The organism is Veillonella sp. HPA0037, assembly GCF_000411535.1.
Classification (GTDB): Bacteria; Bacillota; Negativicutes; order Veillonellales; family Veillonellaceae; genus Veillonella; species Veillonella atypica.
In genome coordinates this window covers 1,638,118-1,655,576 of sequence record NZ_KE150483.1, presented here as the reverse complement: position 1 = coordinate 1,655,576, position 17,459 = coordinate 1,638,118, and the positions used below count along the sequence as shown (strand labels likewise).

The window sequence follows — 17,459 nt, the reverse complement described above, 5'->3', positions numbered from 1 at the left end:
TCAATGGCTAATAGGTACCAGCCTATTAGCCATTCTATGTATATTGACCTAGGAGGTCCTATGAAATTTGGTTTACTTGGCCGTACGTTAGGCCATAGCTTCTCCCCTCGCATTCACAGTGCACTAGGGAATACAAATTACGAATTATTTGAGCGCGAACCGAGCCAACTACAAGAGTTCTTCGCTGATCCAGAATTACAAGGTATCAATATCACTATTCCTTACAAGGTAAATGCCCTTGAAGCTTGTGATGTTGTAGATCCACGGGCAGAACGCATTGGCTGTGTAAATACGATGGTTCGCAAGGATGGCAAATGGCACGGTTATAATACAGACTATGATGGTTTCGTATTTACCCTACAACATGCAGGCATCGATGTAGCTGGCAAGGAATGTATCATTCTTGGCGATGGCGCATCCTCCGCTACCGTTCACGTAGCTCTTGAAGACTTAGGAGCTAAGAACATAGTTCATCTCTCTCGTAAGACGGCACCATTCTATGGTGATACTCCTAATTACTATGAAACAGCACAGATTATTATTAACTGCACACCTATCGGGATGTATCCTCATAATCCAGCTAATCTCATCGATATTACACAATTTTCCAAATTGGAAGGCGTTGTAGACCTCATCTATAATCCACGCCGTACAATTTTGCTGTTACAAGCAGAAATGATGGAAATTCCTCATTGTGATGGCTTGCCATTCCTTGTGGCTCAAGGTGTTGAGGCGGCTAATCATTTCCACGGTGAAAGCTTTGGTACAAAGGAAATTGAACAAATCTTGCGCGATATGCGCCGTGAAAAGGAAAACATTATCCTCATCGGCATGCCTGGTGTAGGAAAAACTACAGTCGGTAAAGCGCTCGGTGAAGAAATGGGCCGTACCTGCATTGACGTGGATCATGAGTTAGAAAAAGAAATTGGAGACATTTCCACATACATTACAGAACAAGGGGAACCAGCATTCCGTGAAAAAGAAGCGGAAATGATTGCGAAACTGGGCACTCAAACAGGTCTTGTTATCTCCACTGGTGGCGGCTGTGTAACAGTGCCTAAAAACTACGCACACTTACGCCAAAATGGTCGTATCTACCAATTAACCCAACCTATAGAAAATTTATCTACATCCGGTCGGGTTCTCTCTAGTGGTGGTATCGAACGCTTACGCGAACTCGAAGAAATTCGTACACCAATGTATGAAAGCTTTGCACAATCCATCGTGGAACATAACCGTAATGCACCAGAAACAGTGTCTACTATCCTAGAAGATTTTGAAGCAAACTTATTGTAAGAAGATTTACATCTGTATTTCTAGATAAAACTAAAACTCATATCTTAACTTCATAGATATAGTACTAAAAGCAGTATTTATCCCTAAGATAAATACTGCTTTTTTATATTCTCTATGTTTTATATGTATTTGTAAAAATCCATATTTGCAATTACAATGTAATTACAACTAGAATTCAAGAAGCTTAAACACCTTTTTCTATAAGAGCAATAAAATAACCAAAGTATTACAGTCACAACTTAAAGAATCATAGGAGAGATATTATGAAAACCGTAAACCTACAAGTCCGCATCAACGAAGATCTAAAACAAGAGGTATCTAGCATATTAAAAGCACAAGGCCTATCCTACACCTCCATGCTTGACGCACTATTTCGTCAAATTATCAAAGAACGTCGCATTCCTTTCGCCATTGCATTACCAACAACATCTACAGATGAAACACCAACGCCAAGTACACTCAACAATGACGGCACCTACGAACAACCCCGAATCACATTAAAGGCATCAGATACTACTAGCTCGTACGGAACATCAACCACAAACGAGGTTGAAATATCCTTTGATAAAATTGATAAAACAGGCATACTCAATATCCGTATTAATCCTAAAGTTAAGACACTAACAACAGCTATCTTAAAAGAGATGGGATTAACTATATCACAAACTGTTACACTTGTATCAAAACAAATACAATTCACTAACGATATTCCTTCCACTATCCATCGCCCAGAATGGATTGATGCTATAAATGATGATTTATGGACTAAAGAAGATTTAAGCACAAGAATAGAGATAGGACTTAATCAAGCAAAAAAGGGAATTGGCGAACCTGCTGAAAAAGTCTTTAATGAGCTCCTTAAGGATTTATAAGTTCGGAGGTTAAAATGAGATATACAATAATTTTGACCCCTACTGCTAAATCTGACATAGTAAATCTCAAACTTTCATTAAAGCAACGCTTTATAGACACTGCGTTTATCCAAAAAGAATTATCACAAATTTACCAAAAAATATGTTCATTATCCATTTTTCCTGAGCGCTATCCTATTGTAGATAGCAAGGAAAAATACAGAAAATTGTCATACAAAAAGTATCTTATTCTATATAAAGTTATAGGTAATTACATCTATATTTTCTATATTCGACCATCTCGTATGAATATATTACAAGAACTACAAGACAAATAAAAAAATCGGCTCTCACCGACTTTTTTAATGCACTTTTACGCGTTTATGTTGTTGTTCATCAAATACACCATCTACATCAAGAGTATCTAAGATACGTTTTAGTTCATGTACATCAATTTGACCTGGTGCTGATGCTTTGCCCGCTGAAGCAAAGGTCATAGCATTGCCAAATAAAGATCCTGAAGCACGTGTAATAGCCCCCAATGGCCCCATGGCCATCGTAATGATTGGGTCTGATGGATATAAGGATTTTACCTCAGCCGTCGCTTCAAGAAGTGTTAATACATCACCTGTTGTATGAGGCATAACGGCTATCTTTGGCACATCCGCTAAAAATCCTTTCATTTGAATGAGTCGATTTACAATAACATCTCTACTTGGTGTACCATTAAAATCATGATTGCTCATGACGATTGTTACACCATGAACCTTGGCGAATTCTATGGTTTTGACCATTCTATCTTGATCAAAGAATAACTCAATATCAATAGCATCTACCAAGCCCGTTGGGATAAGGCGCTCTAACATTGTAAAGTAATCTTGTGAGAAGATAGATTTCTCGCCCCCCTCACCCTTCGTGCGCCATGTAAAGAGCAATGCACGACCTTTTAATTGAGGTTTCATGAGCATCAATAGTTCAATAATAGCATCAATGGAATGAGCTCGTTCGTAATAGTCAATGCGTAGCTCCACCACATCACAAGGTGTATTGCATGCCACCGCAGTAGCATCTAGAATTTCTTTTACCGTTGTGCCCACAATAGGCACGCATATCTTTGTACCCTTTTCTCCAAGTACAGTTTGGCCGATACGGATCATAACAACTCCTTTGCATCTCATACGAAACAAATGATTCCCTTAATACTATCTATGACTCATCATAGTGTTATTCATGTTTTTTAGATAATTTTCTAGACTGAAAGCCCATATATAACAATAACAATCCAGTAATACTAAATACGTAGGATATGCCCACATAGGTCGATACAATACTAGCAAATACAGGACCTACCATAGAACCAAATTGTTGAGCTGTCGTCGTCATACCAAACATACGACCTCTAAAACTTGGATCTGTATTAAGGGTTACTGCTGCACTCAAGGATGGGTTAATCCCTACAATGCATGAACCAATTAGAACCTGTAAAACACCAAACCACCATATACCCACTGGTAAGCTTTGCAGCAATAGAACGATACCACTACCCATCATACAGTAGGAAATGGTCTTAAAATAACCACGACGTTCACCAAGGCGAACCCATAGATTAGTCGTTAAGGAGCCTGCTAAGCCTCCGATACTGAGGATTGTACCAGAGATTATAGCCGCCCCTTCCATGGTGCCTTGCATATCCCCTACATAAAGGGCCAAGATAGGCTGTAGCATCATGATGACACATTGCATAAAGAAGAAAATCCCAAGCAACCGTACTAGTACAGGTTGTTGTTGAACGGCCTTAAAGTCTTCACGTAAAGATGTAGATTTAGTAGGTTGAGTAGCTTGCGCTGTTCCATCAGTGCCTACAGCATGTAATTTTGGCTCTTTTACAAAGAACAATACAGCCAATGTCGCAATCAGTACAGCGACACCAGATACATAAAATACAGGACGCATCCCTACTACACTTTCAACAGCACCACCTAAAAATGGACCGATGACATTCCCCAAGATAAGCCCTGTCTGGAAGATACCTAAAGCTCGACCAACCTGTTTCTCATCGACACTGAGGGATACCATAGTCATTGCCGCAGGATAAAACCCATTGGCAAATCCAACGAGGGCCCGCCCCATGAGTAGTTGATATTGGTCTGTAACTAAACCAATTAATACATAACAGACAGCAATGCCAAAGCCAGCGCGCAAGGCCATCCGTTTTTTCCCTTTATTATCGGCGATTTTTCCCCAAATTGGAGCCATAATGCCCGCAATGAGGAATGTAATCCCAAAGACAAGGCCCGACCAAAGGGCTACATCGGCTTTTGGGACACCTAATTCCAAGAGATATATAGGCAAAAAAGGAATAATCATGGTGTAACATATAGCTAATACAGTCATGGCAGCCGTAATAATCCATACATTTCGCATGCCACCACGAGTATCATCTGCAATTGTACTCATCTTTCGCCTTCTTTCCACATATAAAAGTGTATAAAAATATGCTTTTACAAAATTATATAAAGAAGAGTCGCATATAAAACGCGACTCTCTCAATTATTCCACTGGAAACTTGTGATCCATTACATCTTGCAAGGAAACGCGCTCCATTACATGGCGAAACTCATCTTGTAAATACTGCCATAGAGGAGCAGTCAAACAATCATTAAACATAGGACATGGCTCTACATCATCCTCTAAACAGGACACAAGAGCAATAGAGTCCTCTGCAGCATATAAGATTTCATATACATTATATTCAGCAGGATCTTTAACCAAGCGATATCCACCGTATTTACCACGGCCACTTTTAACGAGGCCCGCAGAGGACAAGCGAGATACAATTCCTTCTAAGTATTTATCTGAAAACCCTTGGCGTTCTGCGATTTCACGGATAGGCACATTTTTTTCCGTCCCGTGTTCTGCAATATCCGCTAGGATTCGCAAGGCATACCGCCCTTTTGTAGATATTTTCATAAGTTAACCTCTAAGTCATTCACAATATATGTATAGTATAACATAAATTCATACAAAAAATGGTGGGAAATATGATACACTATAGGTATATCGAAATATTTTTATTTGATATGATTTATAATTTCATACAGGGAGGATTTATCTAATGTTAGATAAACTATTTAAACTCAATGAACGAGGTACCTCCGTTAAAACCGAGATTTTAGCGGGTATTACCACGTTTATCACGATGGCGTACATCCTATTTTTGGCGCCAAACATCTTGAGTCTTGCTGGCATGGACAAGGATGCCGTCCTCATCGCTACAGCTTTAGGTGGTGGCCTCGTAACGATTGCTATGGGTTTATTTGTTAACTATCCAATCGCACTGGCTCCAGGGGTTGGCCTCTTAGCCTTTTATTCCTTTACCGTAGTTCTCGGTATGGGTGTATCATGGCAAACGGCACTAGGTGCGGTGTTCATTTCCGGTCTCGTATTCCTCGTCCTAACGCTGACATCGATACGACAAATGATTGTTGTTGGTATACCGGCTTCTATGAAAGTCGCTATTACCGTTGGTATTGGGCTATTTATCTCCATCATCGGTTTAAAACTATCCGGTTTGATGGCGATTTCCATCAGTTTATCTCCTAACACCTTAGGCCAAGTTATACAAACACATGGCAATCTAGTACCTCCAGCATCTGAAGCATTGTTAACACTAGGTAACTTGCACAGTGGCGAAACATTGTTAGCCCTATTCAGCCTCATCTTTACCGCTCTATTGATGGCTCGTAAGATTCAAGGTTCACTCTTGATTGGTGTGTTGGTAACAACAATTGTGTCCTATGTAACGGGACTATCTACAATGCCTGAGAACTTCACAGTATTGGCAGTGCCTGACTTCTCAAAAGCCGCATTTCTTCAATTAGATATTCCTAGTGCGATCCACATGGGCTTGATTACGATTATCTTCTCCTTCACATTCGTAGAATTGTTCGACTCTATGGGTACGTTAATCGGTACTGCTACAGAGGCGAAAATTGCGGATCCAAAATCTGGTAAATTCCCAGGTCTTGGTAAAGCGATGACTGTTGACGCTATCGGCGTTAGTGCTGGCGCATTACTCGGTACATCTACGATTACTGCTTTTGTTGAAAGTGCAGCAGGTGTAGGTGCTGGTGGCCGTACAGGCTTAACAGCTGTCACAACAGGCGTATTATTCCTAATCTGCTTATTCTTGGCTCCATTGGTATCCTTGGTACCAAATGCAGCCACATCTCCTGTTCTTATCATCGTTGGTGCCCTCATGTTAGGTGCTATCCGCAATATCGACTTCGATGATTGGACAGAAGGATTTCCTGCATTCCTCGTTATCGTTTTGATGCCGTTCACGTACAGCATCGCTAACGGTATCTCTGCAGGTCTTATTGCATACCCTCTACTCAAAATCATTGCAGGTCGTGCAAAAGAAGTTAACTGGATTATGTACGTATTAGCGGTACTCGTTATCATCCGTTACGTATTTTTCTAATTAATACATAAAGAACCTATCTCCAAAGATATTAGTAATATATCTAGGAGATAGGTTCGTTTTTATTAACGAATTGTTTTTACACCAATTAAGTCTGTACGACTTGGATCGATATCTTTTAACAGCACTACATGATTTCTATAAAACTCTGCTTCAGAGGCTTTCACAGGCACTTGGAAGAACAAGAAATACGCCATATTATCCTTGTACCACGTAACACTGCGTACTAAGCCCTTATCTACATCCCCTGTATAGTGAACATCACCTATTGGTGTAGAGTCAGTCCACTGTACGTCATGGTACTCCATTGGAATATATTCTTCAGGCCATACGGTATCCATAGAGTAGCTCATGCGGAAGACCATAGTATGAGTTACCCAACGACCGCTGCGCTCTTGATACTCTTTACCTTGCTTCCAATATACAGTTTCTAATACATCATTGTCATAAAAATGTGTAGCATAGTATGTATAGCCAAGCGGTAAATAACTTGGTACAGATACGTCATAAGACATCTTATGAGATGCATCGATTACACCGCTAGGTAAACCGATGGTTTTGCTGGTAAGTATAGGCCACACAGAATTCGTATGTGTACGCAATGGCAACCCAATCGTTTCATAAGGAGGCCAATCCGGCTCATCATTTTGTTTAACCATTTTCGCATCGTTTTCTTCAATATTTTGATTATCATTGCGGTCACCACGTAGTCGATTATCATCAACGGCTACGTTACTCACAGGACCTACAGAGTCTACAATTTTGCTTACAAAGTTTTGATTTCTTAAAGAAGCAAAGTAGAGCATATAAACTTTATTATCTTTTTTCCAGTAAGCAATTTGAATAGCGCCTTTACTATAACCTAACGTATGTACAGCGATCCCATTAGGGGTAGTAAAGCTAACTGCATCCTTAGCGTTGTAATTTGTCTTTTCTAAAATAGGCGTTACCACTGTATCGATAGCCCATCCCATACGATATACAATATCTGTATTAGAGAAGGTTAATTTCGGACCAAATTCTCCATCACGGCCCGTTTCTGTATAAACGATTTCTAATACGTCATGGTCCTTGGCCTTTACATCGCGTACTGCATAGTCTTTAGGCATATAAGACGGAACTTGTATAGGATAGCCAAATTCCTGCGCGGCACTCTCAATATTAGTTTTAACTAAATCATAATCATCAACTTGATCATACCAACGATAACGATCAGCGAGTTTTTTATTATCATCGATGAGCTTTTTATTATCTACATCTCGTTCAACAGGAACGGTATTACCATTTTTATCTATTAACGGGTATGTAGCACTAACTGGCTGTACGCCAAAGGTACTTACTGCAGTAGCCATCGCGGCACATAAAACAGCAGATGTCATTATTTTCTTCATATTCTCTCCTATTACAAAAATTTATAATATACTCCACACATATAATGATATATTTTCTTATTTATATCAAAATCAAGCTACCGTTTCTGTAGCTCTAGCTACTTCATAAAACTTTTATCTTTCCTTTTGTGAAAGTATCGACACAACCAAATAATGTATCTAATGCTTAGGTTCGATATAAAAAAATCCTACTGAACGCTATATCATAATAGAGTTCAATAGGATTGTTGTGTCATTATTTAGTTAATGGCGGCATAATAGCATCTTGTTCAAGTTGTCTTCGTCTTTTGGCCGTATAGTCGACAATTTTAATTTGAACTACGCCCACAGAGTTTACCATGGCTTCCGTAAAAGTAAACTCACGACCTGTCTGATGTTTCATCAATACTTGTAAGCCATGAGACTTTTCATCAATAGCCTCTAAATAGGTAGCCTCTCCACGGCCCATCACACTGGAATAAACTGAACTATATGCACAAGGAATATCACCACCTGAAACAAGGGCTTCATCACTGCCATCAATTTCGATAAATACATGAGGATTTGCTTTAATCAAGTCAAACTTCTTTCCCTCATAATGGCCATGCACATAGATATAAAGCACCTCATCTATAAATTCAAAACCAAAATGTAAGGGCACCACGTAAGGGTAGTCACCATCCATCATGCCTAGGTGAATGATGCGAGTGCTATTTAAAATGCCCTTAATTTCTTCTATATCTGTAACTCTTCTGTCTTGTCGTCTCATAATAACCTCCACGACTTTACGTAAAAGATAATCTATCAATTATTATAGCAAATTATGAAAACCTTTTAACGCATAGTATGCTTTTAAAAGTATGAATACGCTTTCTTTTATTCGTATGTTAATAATACTATTCACAGGATGTGTCTACTGTAAAAATACATTTGACTTTTTATAATAGATACTGTATTATAAGAAAATAGTTTTATATATTCTATAGATTATGAAAGTTATGGTCATCCATGGCTTTTTGTATTTATAGGTAGTTTGTAGAAAAGAGGTCTTTACTATGTCTGATACGAATCAGTTAGAGCGGGGCCTTAAGAATCGCCACGTACAATTGCTCGCCATCGGCGGTGCCATTGGTACAGGCTTATTCTTAGGTTCCGGTCGGGCCATCCATTTGGCAGGTCCATCCATTCTTTTTGCTTATCTCATTACTGGTCTTATATGTTTCTTTGTAATGAGAGCGTTAGGGGAATTATTATTATCTAATCTTAATCATCATTCCTTTATCGATTTTGTAGAGGATTATCTAGGTGATCGCGCTGCGTTCATCACAGGGTGGACATATTGGTTCTGTTGGCTATCACTAGCCATGGCCGATTTAACGGCCGTCGGACTGTATATGCAATACTGGATACCATGGCTACCGCAATGGGTCCCAGCCCTCGTCGTCTTAATAGCTCTATTACTCATGAACTTAACAGCCGTAAAGCACTTTGGTGAAATGGAATTCTGGTTTGCCATGATCAAGGTTATTGCCATTGTGTCCCTTATCATCATCGGCTTAATCATGATTTTCTCTGGATTTAGTACCGATGCTGGTGTAGCTGCCGCCTTTAGTAATTTATGGAATTACGGCGGATGGTTCCCAAATGGAACGATGGGCTTTATCTTATCCTTCCAAATGGTTGTATTTGCATTCACCGGCATTGAACTTGTAGGTTTGACAGCAGGTGAAACTGAAAACCCTGAAAAGGTTATTCCAATGGCCATCAATAATATTCCTTTGCGTATTATTTTGTTCTATATTGGTTCCTTGGCCATCATCATGAGTATTTACCCATGGACAGCCGTTAACCCTGCAGCCAGCCCATTTGTGGCCGTATTTACAGCAGTTGGTATTACCGCAGCAGCAGGTATCGTCAACTTTGTTGTGCTTACCTCTGCCGCATCAGCTACAAACTCTGGTATTTTTAGTACAGGTCGTATGATCTATGCCCTTGCAAAACGCGGTCACGCACCTAAATCAATGCGTCGCTTAACACATAGTAGCGTGCCATATCAAGCGACTATTTTCTCTGCTGCCGTACTACTTATTACAGTTGTACTTAACTATGTCATGCCAGAAGCAGTCTTCGTTATGATTACATCTATCTCTACATTCTGCTTCATTTTCATCTGGGCTATCATGGTTATTTGCCATTTAAAATATCGCAAAAAAAATTCTGAATTGGCGGCAAAATCTAAATTTAAAATGCCTCTATATCCAGTGATGAACTATTTAATTCTTGCGTTCTTCGCGTTCATCCTCATTATCTTGGCCTTGAATGATGACACAAGAGTTGCCTTATTCTTCACACCAGTTTGGTTCATTATCTTGTGGGCCTTCTACTCCATGCTCAATACAGGCGACGAAGATACACTTGAAGAAGAACTATTAGACCTAGCAGGTGCTAAAAAGCAAGCTAAAAAACAAACAACAGATGATCACGATGATTATGTAATTTAACACAAAGCCCCTACCTCACCGAGGTAGGGGCTTTCACTATATCCAAACTATTTCAAATTTGGGAAATTAATTTGTTCATAATTTTGTTGATAGATTGAACTATCTCCTATATTTTCATCGTAATTCATGATGGTTCGAATCCGACGACCTTGACTGGTAACGATAATATCTATAGAAGAAGGAATTTCCTGATTCGTTTGTTGTAGATACATATACAAATCCTGCAACGCCTGAGCCTGACGTAATGCTTCTGTTATATATTTTCCCTTAGATAAACCAGTATTTTTAATAGTTTGACCACTATATACTTGGCCCATCGTATCCGTATAGTAGAAATAAACTGTATTGTCAGATGGTATCGCCTTAATATAGATAGTTTTCCAATTCTTTTTAATCATCGATTTAGTAGATACGGCTACATTATTCACTAATGTTTGTGTTTGTTTATTGATTTCTTGTGTAGTACCATTTCCTACCGAGATTTCATCATTCGTCGGCATTTGAAGCATAGTCATGGTTGGGTCTGGTTTAACTTGTTTAGCATCTACAGGTTGCATGCCACAGATACTAACTGCAGTCATAACTGCTAATGTGGATAATACCAATTTATTCATAGTTCTCTCCATACTATATATAATATATGACTAACTATATTTTATACAATTTATTATAGGCATAAATAATGTATTTATCAAGTGACGATCCAGCCCCATAAAAATAACCGATATGTTCCTCATACAAGGATACATATCGGTTATTCTTTATATAAAACTAATTACTAAAATCCGTATCCACAATAGCAAATTGTGTATAATCTGGATAACGATTATGAAGTTCCGCCTTAATCTTTTCTAATGTACCATGTGGATCTTCTTCGTCAAAGTTAAAGATAATATCATAATAGATAATCTTTTTATCTTCTCGTACGTAGAAAGCATGGAGTTGGACTACATTAGTATACAAACTGATAACTTGATCAAGCGCTTTTTTGATTTCAAGAACTTCTACGCTTGGTTGATTTTCTGCGTATACGCCGACAGTCATATTAATGCCAAACTTTTTATAAAGATGAACTGCGATTCCTTTAGTTAACGGATGGACCTCACCCACCGTCATCGTATCTGGCAACGAAATATGAACAGAACCAATCACTTCACCTGGTCCATAGCTATTTAGCACTAGGTCATATACACCGCCTACATTTGGATGTTGCGCGATAGTTTCTTTGATGTTTCGAATAAGATCATCATCGGCGCGAACACCAAGCAAATGATTATACATATCCCGTAAGATCTCATAGGCTGCTTTCAAAATTAATAGCGAAATTAAAGCCCCTACATAGCCTTGAATATCTACATTGAAGAAATATACGAGGCCTGCAGACACCAATGTAGCAAAGGTAATCACCGCATCAAAAAGAGCATCAATACCAGACGCTACGAGGGCATCAGATTTATATTTCTCACCTTGAGACTTAATGTATCGCCCCATCACAACCTTTACAACGATAGCAACAGCGATGATAGCAAGGCTTGGAATATCAAATGTGGATACCTCTGGATGAAGAATTTTATCTATCGACTCCTTAAGGGACCCAATGCCTGCACCGAGAATGATGAAAGCAATAGCCATGGTAGTCATATATTCTATACGGCCATGTCCAAATGGATGTTCCTTATCGGCCCCTTTTGCAGCCAGTTTTGTACCGACAATCGTCAACACCGACGAAAGAACGTCTGTTAAGTTATTTACTGCATCAAGGATTATGGCGATGGAATTCGATGCCAATCCTATTATCATCTTAAAAATGACAAGCACCACATTGCCTATAATGCCCTTGATACTGGCGAGCGTAATACCCCGATTACGTTCAGCACTATTATCTTGTAAAATCATACTATTACACCTCTTACATACTATATGTACAATATTAAATAATTTATATGTGTACGTTTATTTGTATTATAGCTTATGGATTATCATTTGTCACTATAATTTTCAATATATTTTCACGAAATCCATTGATTTTACTGAACTTATCAGTCATTCTCATTTCTCAATTAGAAACTTTTATGTATTTAAGAACTCATTCTACTACTGAATGCCCATTCTAATTAAGCTTGAACGGTTATACGGTCTCCAGAACGCATATGTGTAAAAACAACCTTCATTGCACGTAGTGCAAATGGTTCTCCCGTAGATTTCGCCCCATACAATGTATCCCCTAACAAAGGATGACCTATATGACTGAAGGCCACTCGAATTTGATGTGTTTTACCTGTATATAAGCGAACTGCCACTGCTGTACAAGGCTGATTTTCTAAGTTATGCACAGAATTATCCACAATTCCACCCTGTTTATCCACAGTATTCACTGTGCTGTCCACATTTTCATGGGATATATCCACAATATTTTGTAGGTTATGCACAGAGTTATCCACAGCCCCATCCGGATATCGGTGTAAAACGGTAAAATCAGTCCGTGTTTCTTTCCCCTTAGAATTTACTTCGTAATGAATGCCATCAATACTTCTATCCATAGGAAGCACCAACGAATCCGAATCTGATTCGACAAGGCCTTCAACAATAGCCATGTACCACTTTTCAAATGTGTTATCATCCATTTGTTGTTGATATAAGCTTTGGGCTAGACCGCTTTTAGCAATTACAATACAGCCTGTTGTATCGCGGTCAAGACGGTTCAAAAAACGTACTTTTCGCTTAATACCATGTTCCATAAAATAATGGGCAATGCCATTAGCAAGGGATACTTGATCTTTTGAGTTTACCGTAACACCGGCAGGCTTATCCACAATGAGCAAATCGTCATCTTCATAGAGAATATGTAAATCCATTGCAATTGGCTCATGATCAATCTTCTCTTTGGCCATAGCTATCCAAATTTCATCATCTACGGCAACCTCTGTATGAGGTGTTGCTTTGTGACCATTTACATGGATTAATTTCTCATCAAATAACTTTACCATCGCTTTTCTTGGATATTTAGTATCTAACAGTTGCCCTAATGTTATAGCATCTGTAGTTGCATGTTGTATGGATTCTATATCCTGGGTAGTAACTGACCAAAAAATATCATCTGGTCTATGCGTTTTTCGTGCCATTACATACTCCTTTCTACGAGTTTTACATCCCTTGGCATATAATCAAGAAATGCACTTGGCGCTGTGCCTTGGCCCCGTTGTGATTCATTGGTATAGGTAATAACCAGCTCCTGTTTTGGTCGCGTAATGGCCACATAGAACAAGCGTTTTTCTTCATCCTCATTGCCCTCGCGTAAGGACATAAAACTAGGAAAGGTCCCTTGATTCATACCTGCCAAAAATACATGGTCAAACTCACTACCCTTTGCTTGATGAACCGTAATAATCGGTATCTTAGATTGTTTACTCATCTGTTGTGGCTCACCAGCCGTCAAGGCAGCTAATTGCAAAATATGATTGAGACGAGCTAATCCCGTTGTACCTTCATATTCCTTATCTAATGATTCCATAATACGATACAAATCTCGTATATGTTCAACCTTGGCCATTTCGCCATGACTCTTATAATAGTCTAGTACGCCCATTTGATTCATAATATAGGCCAATAATTCCGTAGGATTATCGGTATGCATCTTTCTGCGCAAGGTTGCCATTTGAGACGCAATCGTTGTGAAAGCCGCCTTATATTGATTAATGGCTACCATGCGATCCGTCGTTGTGGGCATAATATTTTCACGGACTGCGTAGATTAATAATTGGCCCGTAGCGATAATATCATCCATCGCATTATGGGTAGGCGTATGATTGATAGGAAAATATTTTGACAAAAATCCTAACTTATGATTTTCCAGTGTTGGATAGAACCGTCTAAAGATATCTAGTGTATCATATACGGCCTTAAATTGAGGCTCGCCTAAATTATGGCGCGCTAATTCGTGGCTCAAAATACTAATATCATAATTTACATTATGGCCTACAATGATACGATTGTTAGAAAATTCTTTGAAAGCCTCCAGTACGACCTTTGGACTTTCACCATGCTCTGCTAAATATGCATCCGTAAAGCCATGAACGAGTTGAGAGGTACCTACCGATTTACCAGGATTGATAAACCGTTCAAACCGTTCTATTTCATTGCCATCTTTATCAATGCGCATTGCCGCAATTTGTATAATTCTATCTTGTGTCGTATCAGTACCGGTGCTTTCTACATCGTACACCACCACTTCCCCCACCTCAAGACCAGCTACCAATTTGGCATATGGCTCAGCTTCAAAGATAGGCATATCCATAAAATCCGTCAATTTTAGCCCTACACTGCGATTTTTTGGACTTTCAATATCGCGAATACGCGCGTCGCCAATGCCCGATACATAGCGTTTAATAATGCGTTTCGCACTAACCGCATCATTAGGATTCATCAAGAGCTTAAAGTACGCCATGATATCCTTGATTTCCTGACGGCGGAAGAATTTATATTCATCAATAATCATAAACGGACGACGTTCAGATTCTGGCTTGTCTTGATTATATCGTTCAAACTGTTCACTTAAACGCTGTGCCTTGCGATTATCGCGAACCAACACACCGATAGATGCATTCTTTGGAAGCGCGCAAATACGGTCATAAATAAATTTTGATTCCGTATATTCATTACGACAATCTTTCACAAGGACAGGTGCCCCATCACTAGCACTGTTAGCCTCTGGCATTTCATCGTACACAGTTCCAACGAGTTGAGGAAACATGTTCTGCAATGTTTTAAAAGCCATTGTAAACAAAGTGCGATTAGAGCGATAGTTTTTATAGAATATGATTTTTAGAGGATTAAAATCACGGGTAAATGCCTCTAATAAACAGAACGGATCTGAGCCGCGCCATTCGTAGATAGTTTGGAAATAGTCGCCACATAAAAGAACGTGATTGCCTTCCCATAGCATTTCCATAACCTTATATTCTAATGAGCCCGTATCTTGCATTTCATCAACGGAAATATATTGATAGCGACTACGCCACCGTTCTCGAATATCTGGATTTTGAAATAGTCGATGCACACCACAGATTAAATCAGTAAAATCAACGCCGTGAACAGATTGTAAACTTTCATCATAACGAGCAATCCATTCATGACCATGAGCCCAAAAGTCCGACAAGTCCTCAGTAGCAAGAGTATTGTAATTGTAAAATAATTTCTCTATTTGCTTAGATTGCTCCCGCTCTAAACGTTGTATCGTTCGTTTGTAATCATCTATCAACGATTCAGAATAAAATTCATACACAGAACGATATTCCTTTACCATGCTTATAAGGCTAGCAAAGTTCATATCCCGCATGTTTCTCGGTTTATATGGCAAATATAGTTCTTTACAATCCTCTTCATCAAATATGGTCACATCTGTATAGAGCGACTCATCTCGCTTGCCCTCTTGTTGAAGAACGTAAAAACAAAAGCTGTGGAACGTACTAATCTCCACAGCCTTTGCAGGTTGGCCAACGAGGGATTCGATGCGCGACTTCATCTCTTGTGCCGCCTTATTGGTAAAGGTCATGCACAAAATCTGATGAGCCTCGCAGCGGCCACTTTCAATAATGTGAGCCACTCGATAAGCCAGTGTATTCGTTTTTCCCGTCCCAGCGGACGCCAACAAGAGGATATTTCTATCTAGTTCATCGATGACGCGTTGTTGTTCGCTATTGATAACCATGATATCCTCTCCTTATTTTATAAGCCGTAGTATAGAGCGGCCAGTACCATCGGAATAGGTCCAAATAGTACGGTCAAAGCCCACACACCAAAGCCAATATCCATTGGTATATGTAACACATAGATACATACCATGTATGTCACAATGCCTAGTGCAACATTGATGGCTACCTTTTTAATGGTGAAAAAAGCCAATTTCAATGCAATAACTATGACAAATACAGATATAACCGCCTCAGTCATAGGCGCTGCCAATAATGGCGCGAGTAATACGTTCATATTATCCTTTCATCTCCTGGCGATTTACAACGGCACCGCCCAAGGTCAATTCATCGGCATATTCGATATCTCCACCTACAGGAACACCGCGGGCAATACGCGTTACCTTGATGCCAGTCGGCGCTAGTAGACGTGCCAAATATAAGGCCGTCGCCTCCCCTTCTACATCAGGGTCCGTTGCGAGAATAACCTCTTGTACGACACCATCACGCAAACGAGCAATCAGCTCTTTAACGCGAATGTCTTCAGCACCGATGCCCTCTAAAGGTGACAACGCCCCCTCTAAGACATGGTAGAGCCCCTTGTAATCACCACTGCGTTCTATGGCAATCACATCGCGAGATGTTTCAACCACCATAATCGTGGTTTGATCCCGATTATGATTAGAGCAAAATTCACAAGGGTCCTGCGCAGATAGATTAAAACAGATAGAACAATGGCGGGTTGCCCCTTTAGCTTCAACAATGGTATTGACCAATCGGTCCACCTCTTCTTGCGGCATTTCCACAAGATGGTATGCCAAGCGACGGGCAGATTTTGATCCAATGCCTGGCAATCTGCGCAACTGTTCTACGAGCCGTTCTAATGCGTTTGTCATTTAGAATAAACCTGTTGGCAAGTTAAGACCACCTGTTACCTTGCCCATTTCTTGAGACAATAGGTCATCTACTTTTTTGCTTGCTTCATTAACAGCAGCCATTACCAAGTCTTCAAGCATTTCCACATCTTCAGGATCAACTGCGGACGGATTCAACTTCAAAGATTCAATCATCTTTTCGCCATTCATAACAACGGTAACAGCGCCGCCACCTACGGATGCTTCTACCGTACGAGTTTTTAACTCTTCTTGCATTTTTTTCATGTCAGCTTGCATTTTTTGAACTTTTTTCATCATGCCTGCCATATTGCCCATACCTTTACCGAACATTGTATTTCCTCCTTATAGGACTGTGAAAGTCCTTGCAAAATAAAT

General features: G+C 39.6%; 17 protein-coding genes. 5 read left to right on the top strand and 12 right to left on the bottom strand.

Annotation, left to right across the window (positions count from 1 at the left end):
- The first annotated feature begins 60 nt into the window (after positions 1-60).
- The 3 genes from HMPREF1477_RS07430 to HMPREF1477_RS07420 all read left to right on the top strand — a co-directional run bounded on the left by HMPREF1477_RS07430 (position 61) and on the right by HMPREF1477_RS07420 (position 2,485).
- The gene (locus HMPREF1477_RS07430; protein ID WP_016476419.1) at positions 61-1,296 is read left to right on the top strand and encodes a shikimate kinase; all 1,236 of its coding nucleotides are present in this window, start codon (positions 61-63) and stop codon (positions 1,294-1,296) included.
- A 263-nt stretch (positions 1,297-1,559) separates the two neighbouring features.
- On the top strand, positions 1,560-2,168 hold the full coding sequence (locus tag HMPREF1477_RS07425; RefSeq protein ID WP_016476418.1) for a type II toxin-antitoxin system RelB/DinJ family antitoxin: 609 nt from the start codon (positions 1,560-1,562) through the stop codon (positions 2,166-2,168).
- A gap of 14 nt (positions 2,169-2,182) precedes the next feature.
- Positions 2,183-2,485, top strand: coding sequence for a type II toxin-antitoxin system RelE/ParE family toxin (locus HMPREF1477_RS07420; RefSeq protein ID WP_005377462.1), 303 nt, complete (start codon positions 2,183-2,185; stop codon positions 2,483-2,485).
- 24 nt (positions 2,486-2,509) lie between these two features.
- Here HMPREF1477_RS07420 and aroD read toward each other — a convergent pair whose 3' ends face one another.
- From aroD to HMPREF1477_RS07405, 3 genes are all read right to left on the bottom strand, one after another.
- Positions 2,510-3,304 (bottom strand): type I 3-dehydroquinate dehydratase, encoded by a 795-nt coding sequence (aroD, locus tag HMPREF1477_RS07415; RefSeq protein WP_016476417.1) that lies wholly within the window; start codon positions 3,302-3,304, stop codon positions 2,510-2,512.
- A gap of 67 nt (positions 3,305-3,371) precedes the next feature.
- Entirely contained in the window at positions 3,372-4,604 is a 1,233-nt protein-coding gene (locus HMPREF1477_RS07410) for an MFS transporter (RefSeq protein ID WP_005379614.1), read from the bottom strand.
- 93 nt (positions 4,605-4,697) lie between these two features.
- Positions 4,698-5,117: an Rrf2 family transcriptional regulator gene (locus HMPREF1477_RS07405; RefSeq protein ID WP_005377450.1), complete on the bottom strand. Its 420-nt coding sequence runs from the start codon at positions 5,115-5,117 to the stop codon at positions 4,698-4,700.
- 145 nt (positions 5,118-5,262) lie between these two features.
- On the opposite strand from HMPREF1477_RS07405, the gene HMPREF1477_RS07400 reads away from it, so the two are divergent.
- Positions 5,263-6,630, top strand: a complete 1,368-nt coding sequence (locus tag HMPREF1477_RS07400) for an NCS2 family permease (RefSeq protein WP_005379645.1) — start codon at positions 5,263-5,265, stop codon at positions 6,628-6,630.
- Positions 6,631-6,695: 65 nt separating this feature from the next.
- Here the strand turns inward: HMPREF1477_RS07400 and HMPREF1477_RS07395 are convergent, their stop codons facing one another.
- Together HMPREF1477_RS07395 and HMPREF1477_RS07390 are read right to left on the bottom strand one after the other, a co-directional pair.
- Positions 6,696-8,021, bottom strand: coding sequence for a hypothetical protein (locus tag HMPREF1477_RS07395; protein ID WP_016476416.1), 1,326 nt, complete (start codon positions 8,019-8,021; stop codon positions 6,696-6,698).
- A 235-nt stretch (positions 8,022-8,256) separates the two neighbouring features.
- Positions 8,257-8,769, bottom strand: a complete 513-nt coding sequence (locus HMPREF1477_RS07390; protein ID WP_016476415.1) for a pyridoxamine 5'-phosphate oxidase family protein — start codon at positions 8,767-8,769, stop codon at positions 8,257-8,259.
- 286 nt (positions 8,770-9,055) lie between these two features.
- Between HMPREF1477_RS07390 and HMPREF1477_RS07385 the strand changes: the two genes are divergently transcribed.
- The gene (locus tag HMPREF1477_RS07385; protein ID WP_005377297.1) at positions 9,056-10,501 is read left to right on the top strand and encodes an amino acid permease; all 1,446 of its coding nucleotides are present in this window, start codon (positions 9,056-9,058) and stop codon (positions 10,499-10,501) included.
- A 47-nt stretch (positions 10,502-10,548) separates the two neighbouring features.
- Here the strand turns inward: HMPREF1477_RS07385 and HMPREF1477_RS07380 are convergent, their stop codons facing one another.
- The 7 genes from HMPREF1477_RS07380 to HMPREF1477_RS07350 all read right to left on the bottom strand — a co-directional run bounded on the left by HMPREF1477_RS07380 (position 10,549) and on the right by HMPREF1477_RS07350 (position 17,414).
- Positions 10,549-11,115, bottom strand: coding sequence for an immunity protein YezG family protein (locus HMPREF1477_RS07380; RefSeq protein WP_016476414.1), 567 nt, complete (start codon positions 11,113-11,115; stop codon positions 10,549-10,551).
- Positions 11,116-11,272: 157 nt separating this feature from the next.
- A complete protein-coding gene (locus HMPREF1477_RS07375) occupies positions 11,273-12,397 on the bottom strand; it encodes a cation diffusion facilitator family transporter (protein WP_005379649.1) in 1,125 nt (374 codons plus the stop codon).
- Positions 12,398-12,615: 218 nt separating this feature from the next.
- Positions 12,616-13,623, bottom strand: coding sequence for an RluA family pseudouridine synthase (locus HMPREF1477_RS07370; protein ID WP_005379585.1), 1,008 nt, complete (start codon positions 13,621-13,623; stop codon positions 12,616-12,618).
- Positions 13,623-16,208, bottom strand: a complete 2,586-nt coding sequence (locus HMPREF1477_RS07365; protein ID WP_016476413.1) for a 3'-5' exonuclease — start codon at positions 16,206-16,208, stop codon at positions 13,623-13,625. The genes HMPREF1477_RS07370 and HMPREF1477_RS07365 overlap by 1 nt, the downstream gene beginning before the upstream one ends.
- Positions 16,209-16,225: 17 nt before the next feature.
- Complete coding sequence (locus HMPREF1477_RS07360) at positions 16,226-16,486, bottom strand: hypothetical protein (protein ID WP_005377310.1); 261 nt, start codon at positions 16,484-16,486, stop codon at positions 16,226-16,228.
- A gap of 1 nt (position 16,487) precedes the next feature.
- Positions 16,488-17,084, bottom strand: coding sequence for a recombination mediator RecR (gene recR, locus HMPREF1477_RS07355; protein ID WP_005379616.1), 597 nt, complete (start codon positions 17,082-17,084; stop codon positions 16,488-16,490).
- The gene (locus HMPREF1477_RS07350) at positions 17,085-17,414 is read right to left on the bottom strand and encodes a YbaB/EbfC family nucleoid-associated protein (RefSeq protein WP_005377304.1); all 330 of its coding nucleotides are present in this window, start codon (positions 17,412-17,414) and stop codon (positions 17,085-17,087) included.
- Between the last annotated feature and the right edge of the window lie 45 nt (positions 17,415-17,459).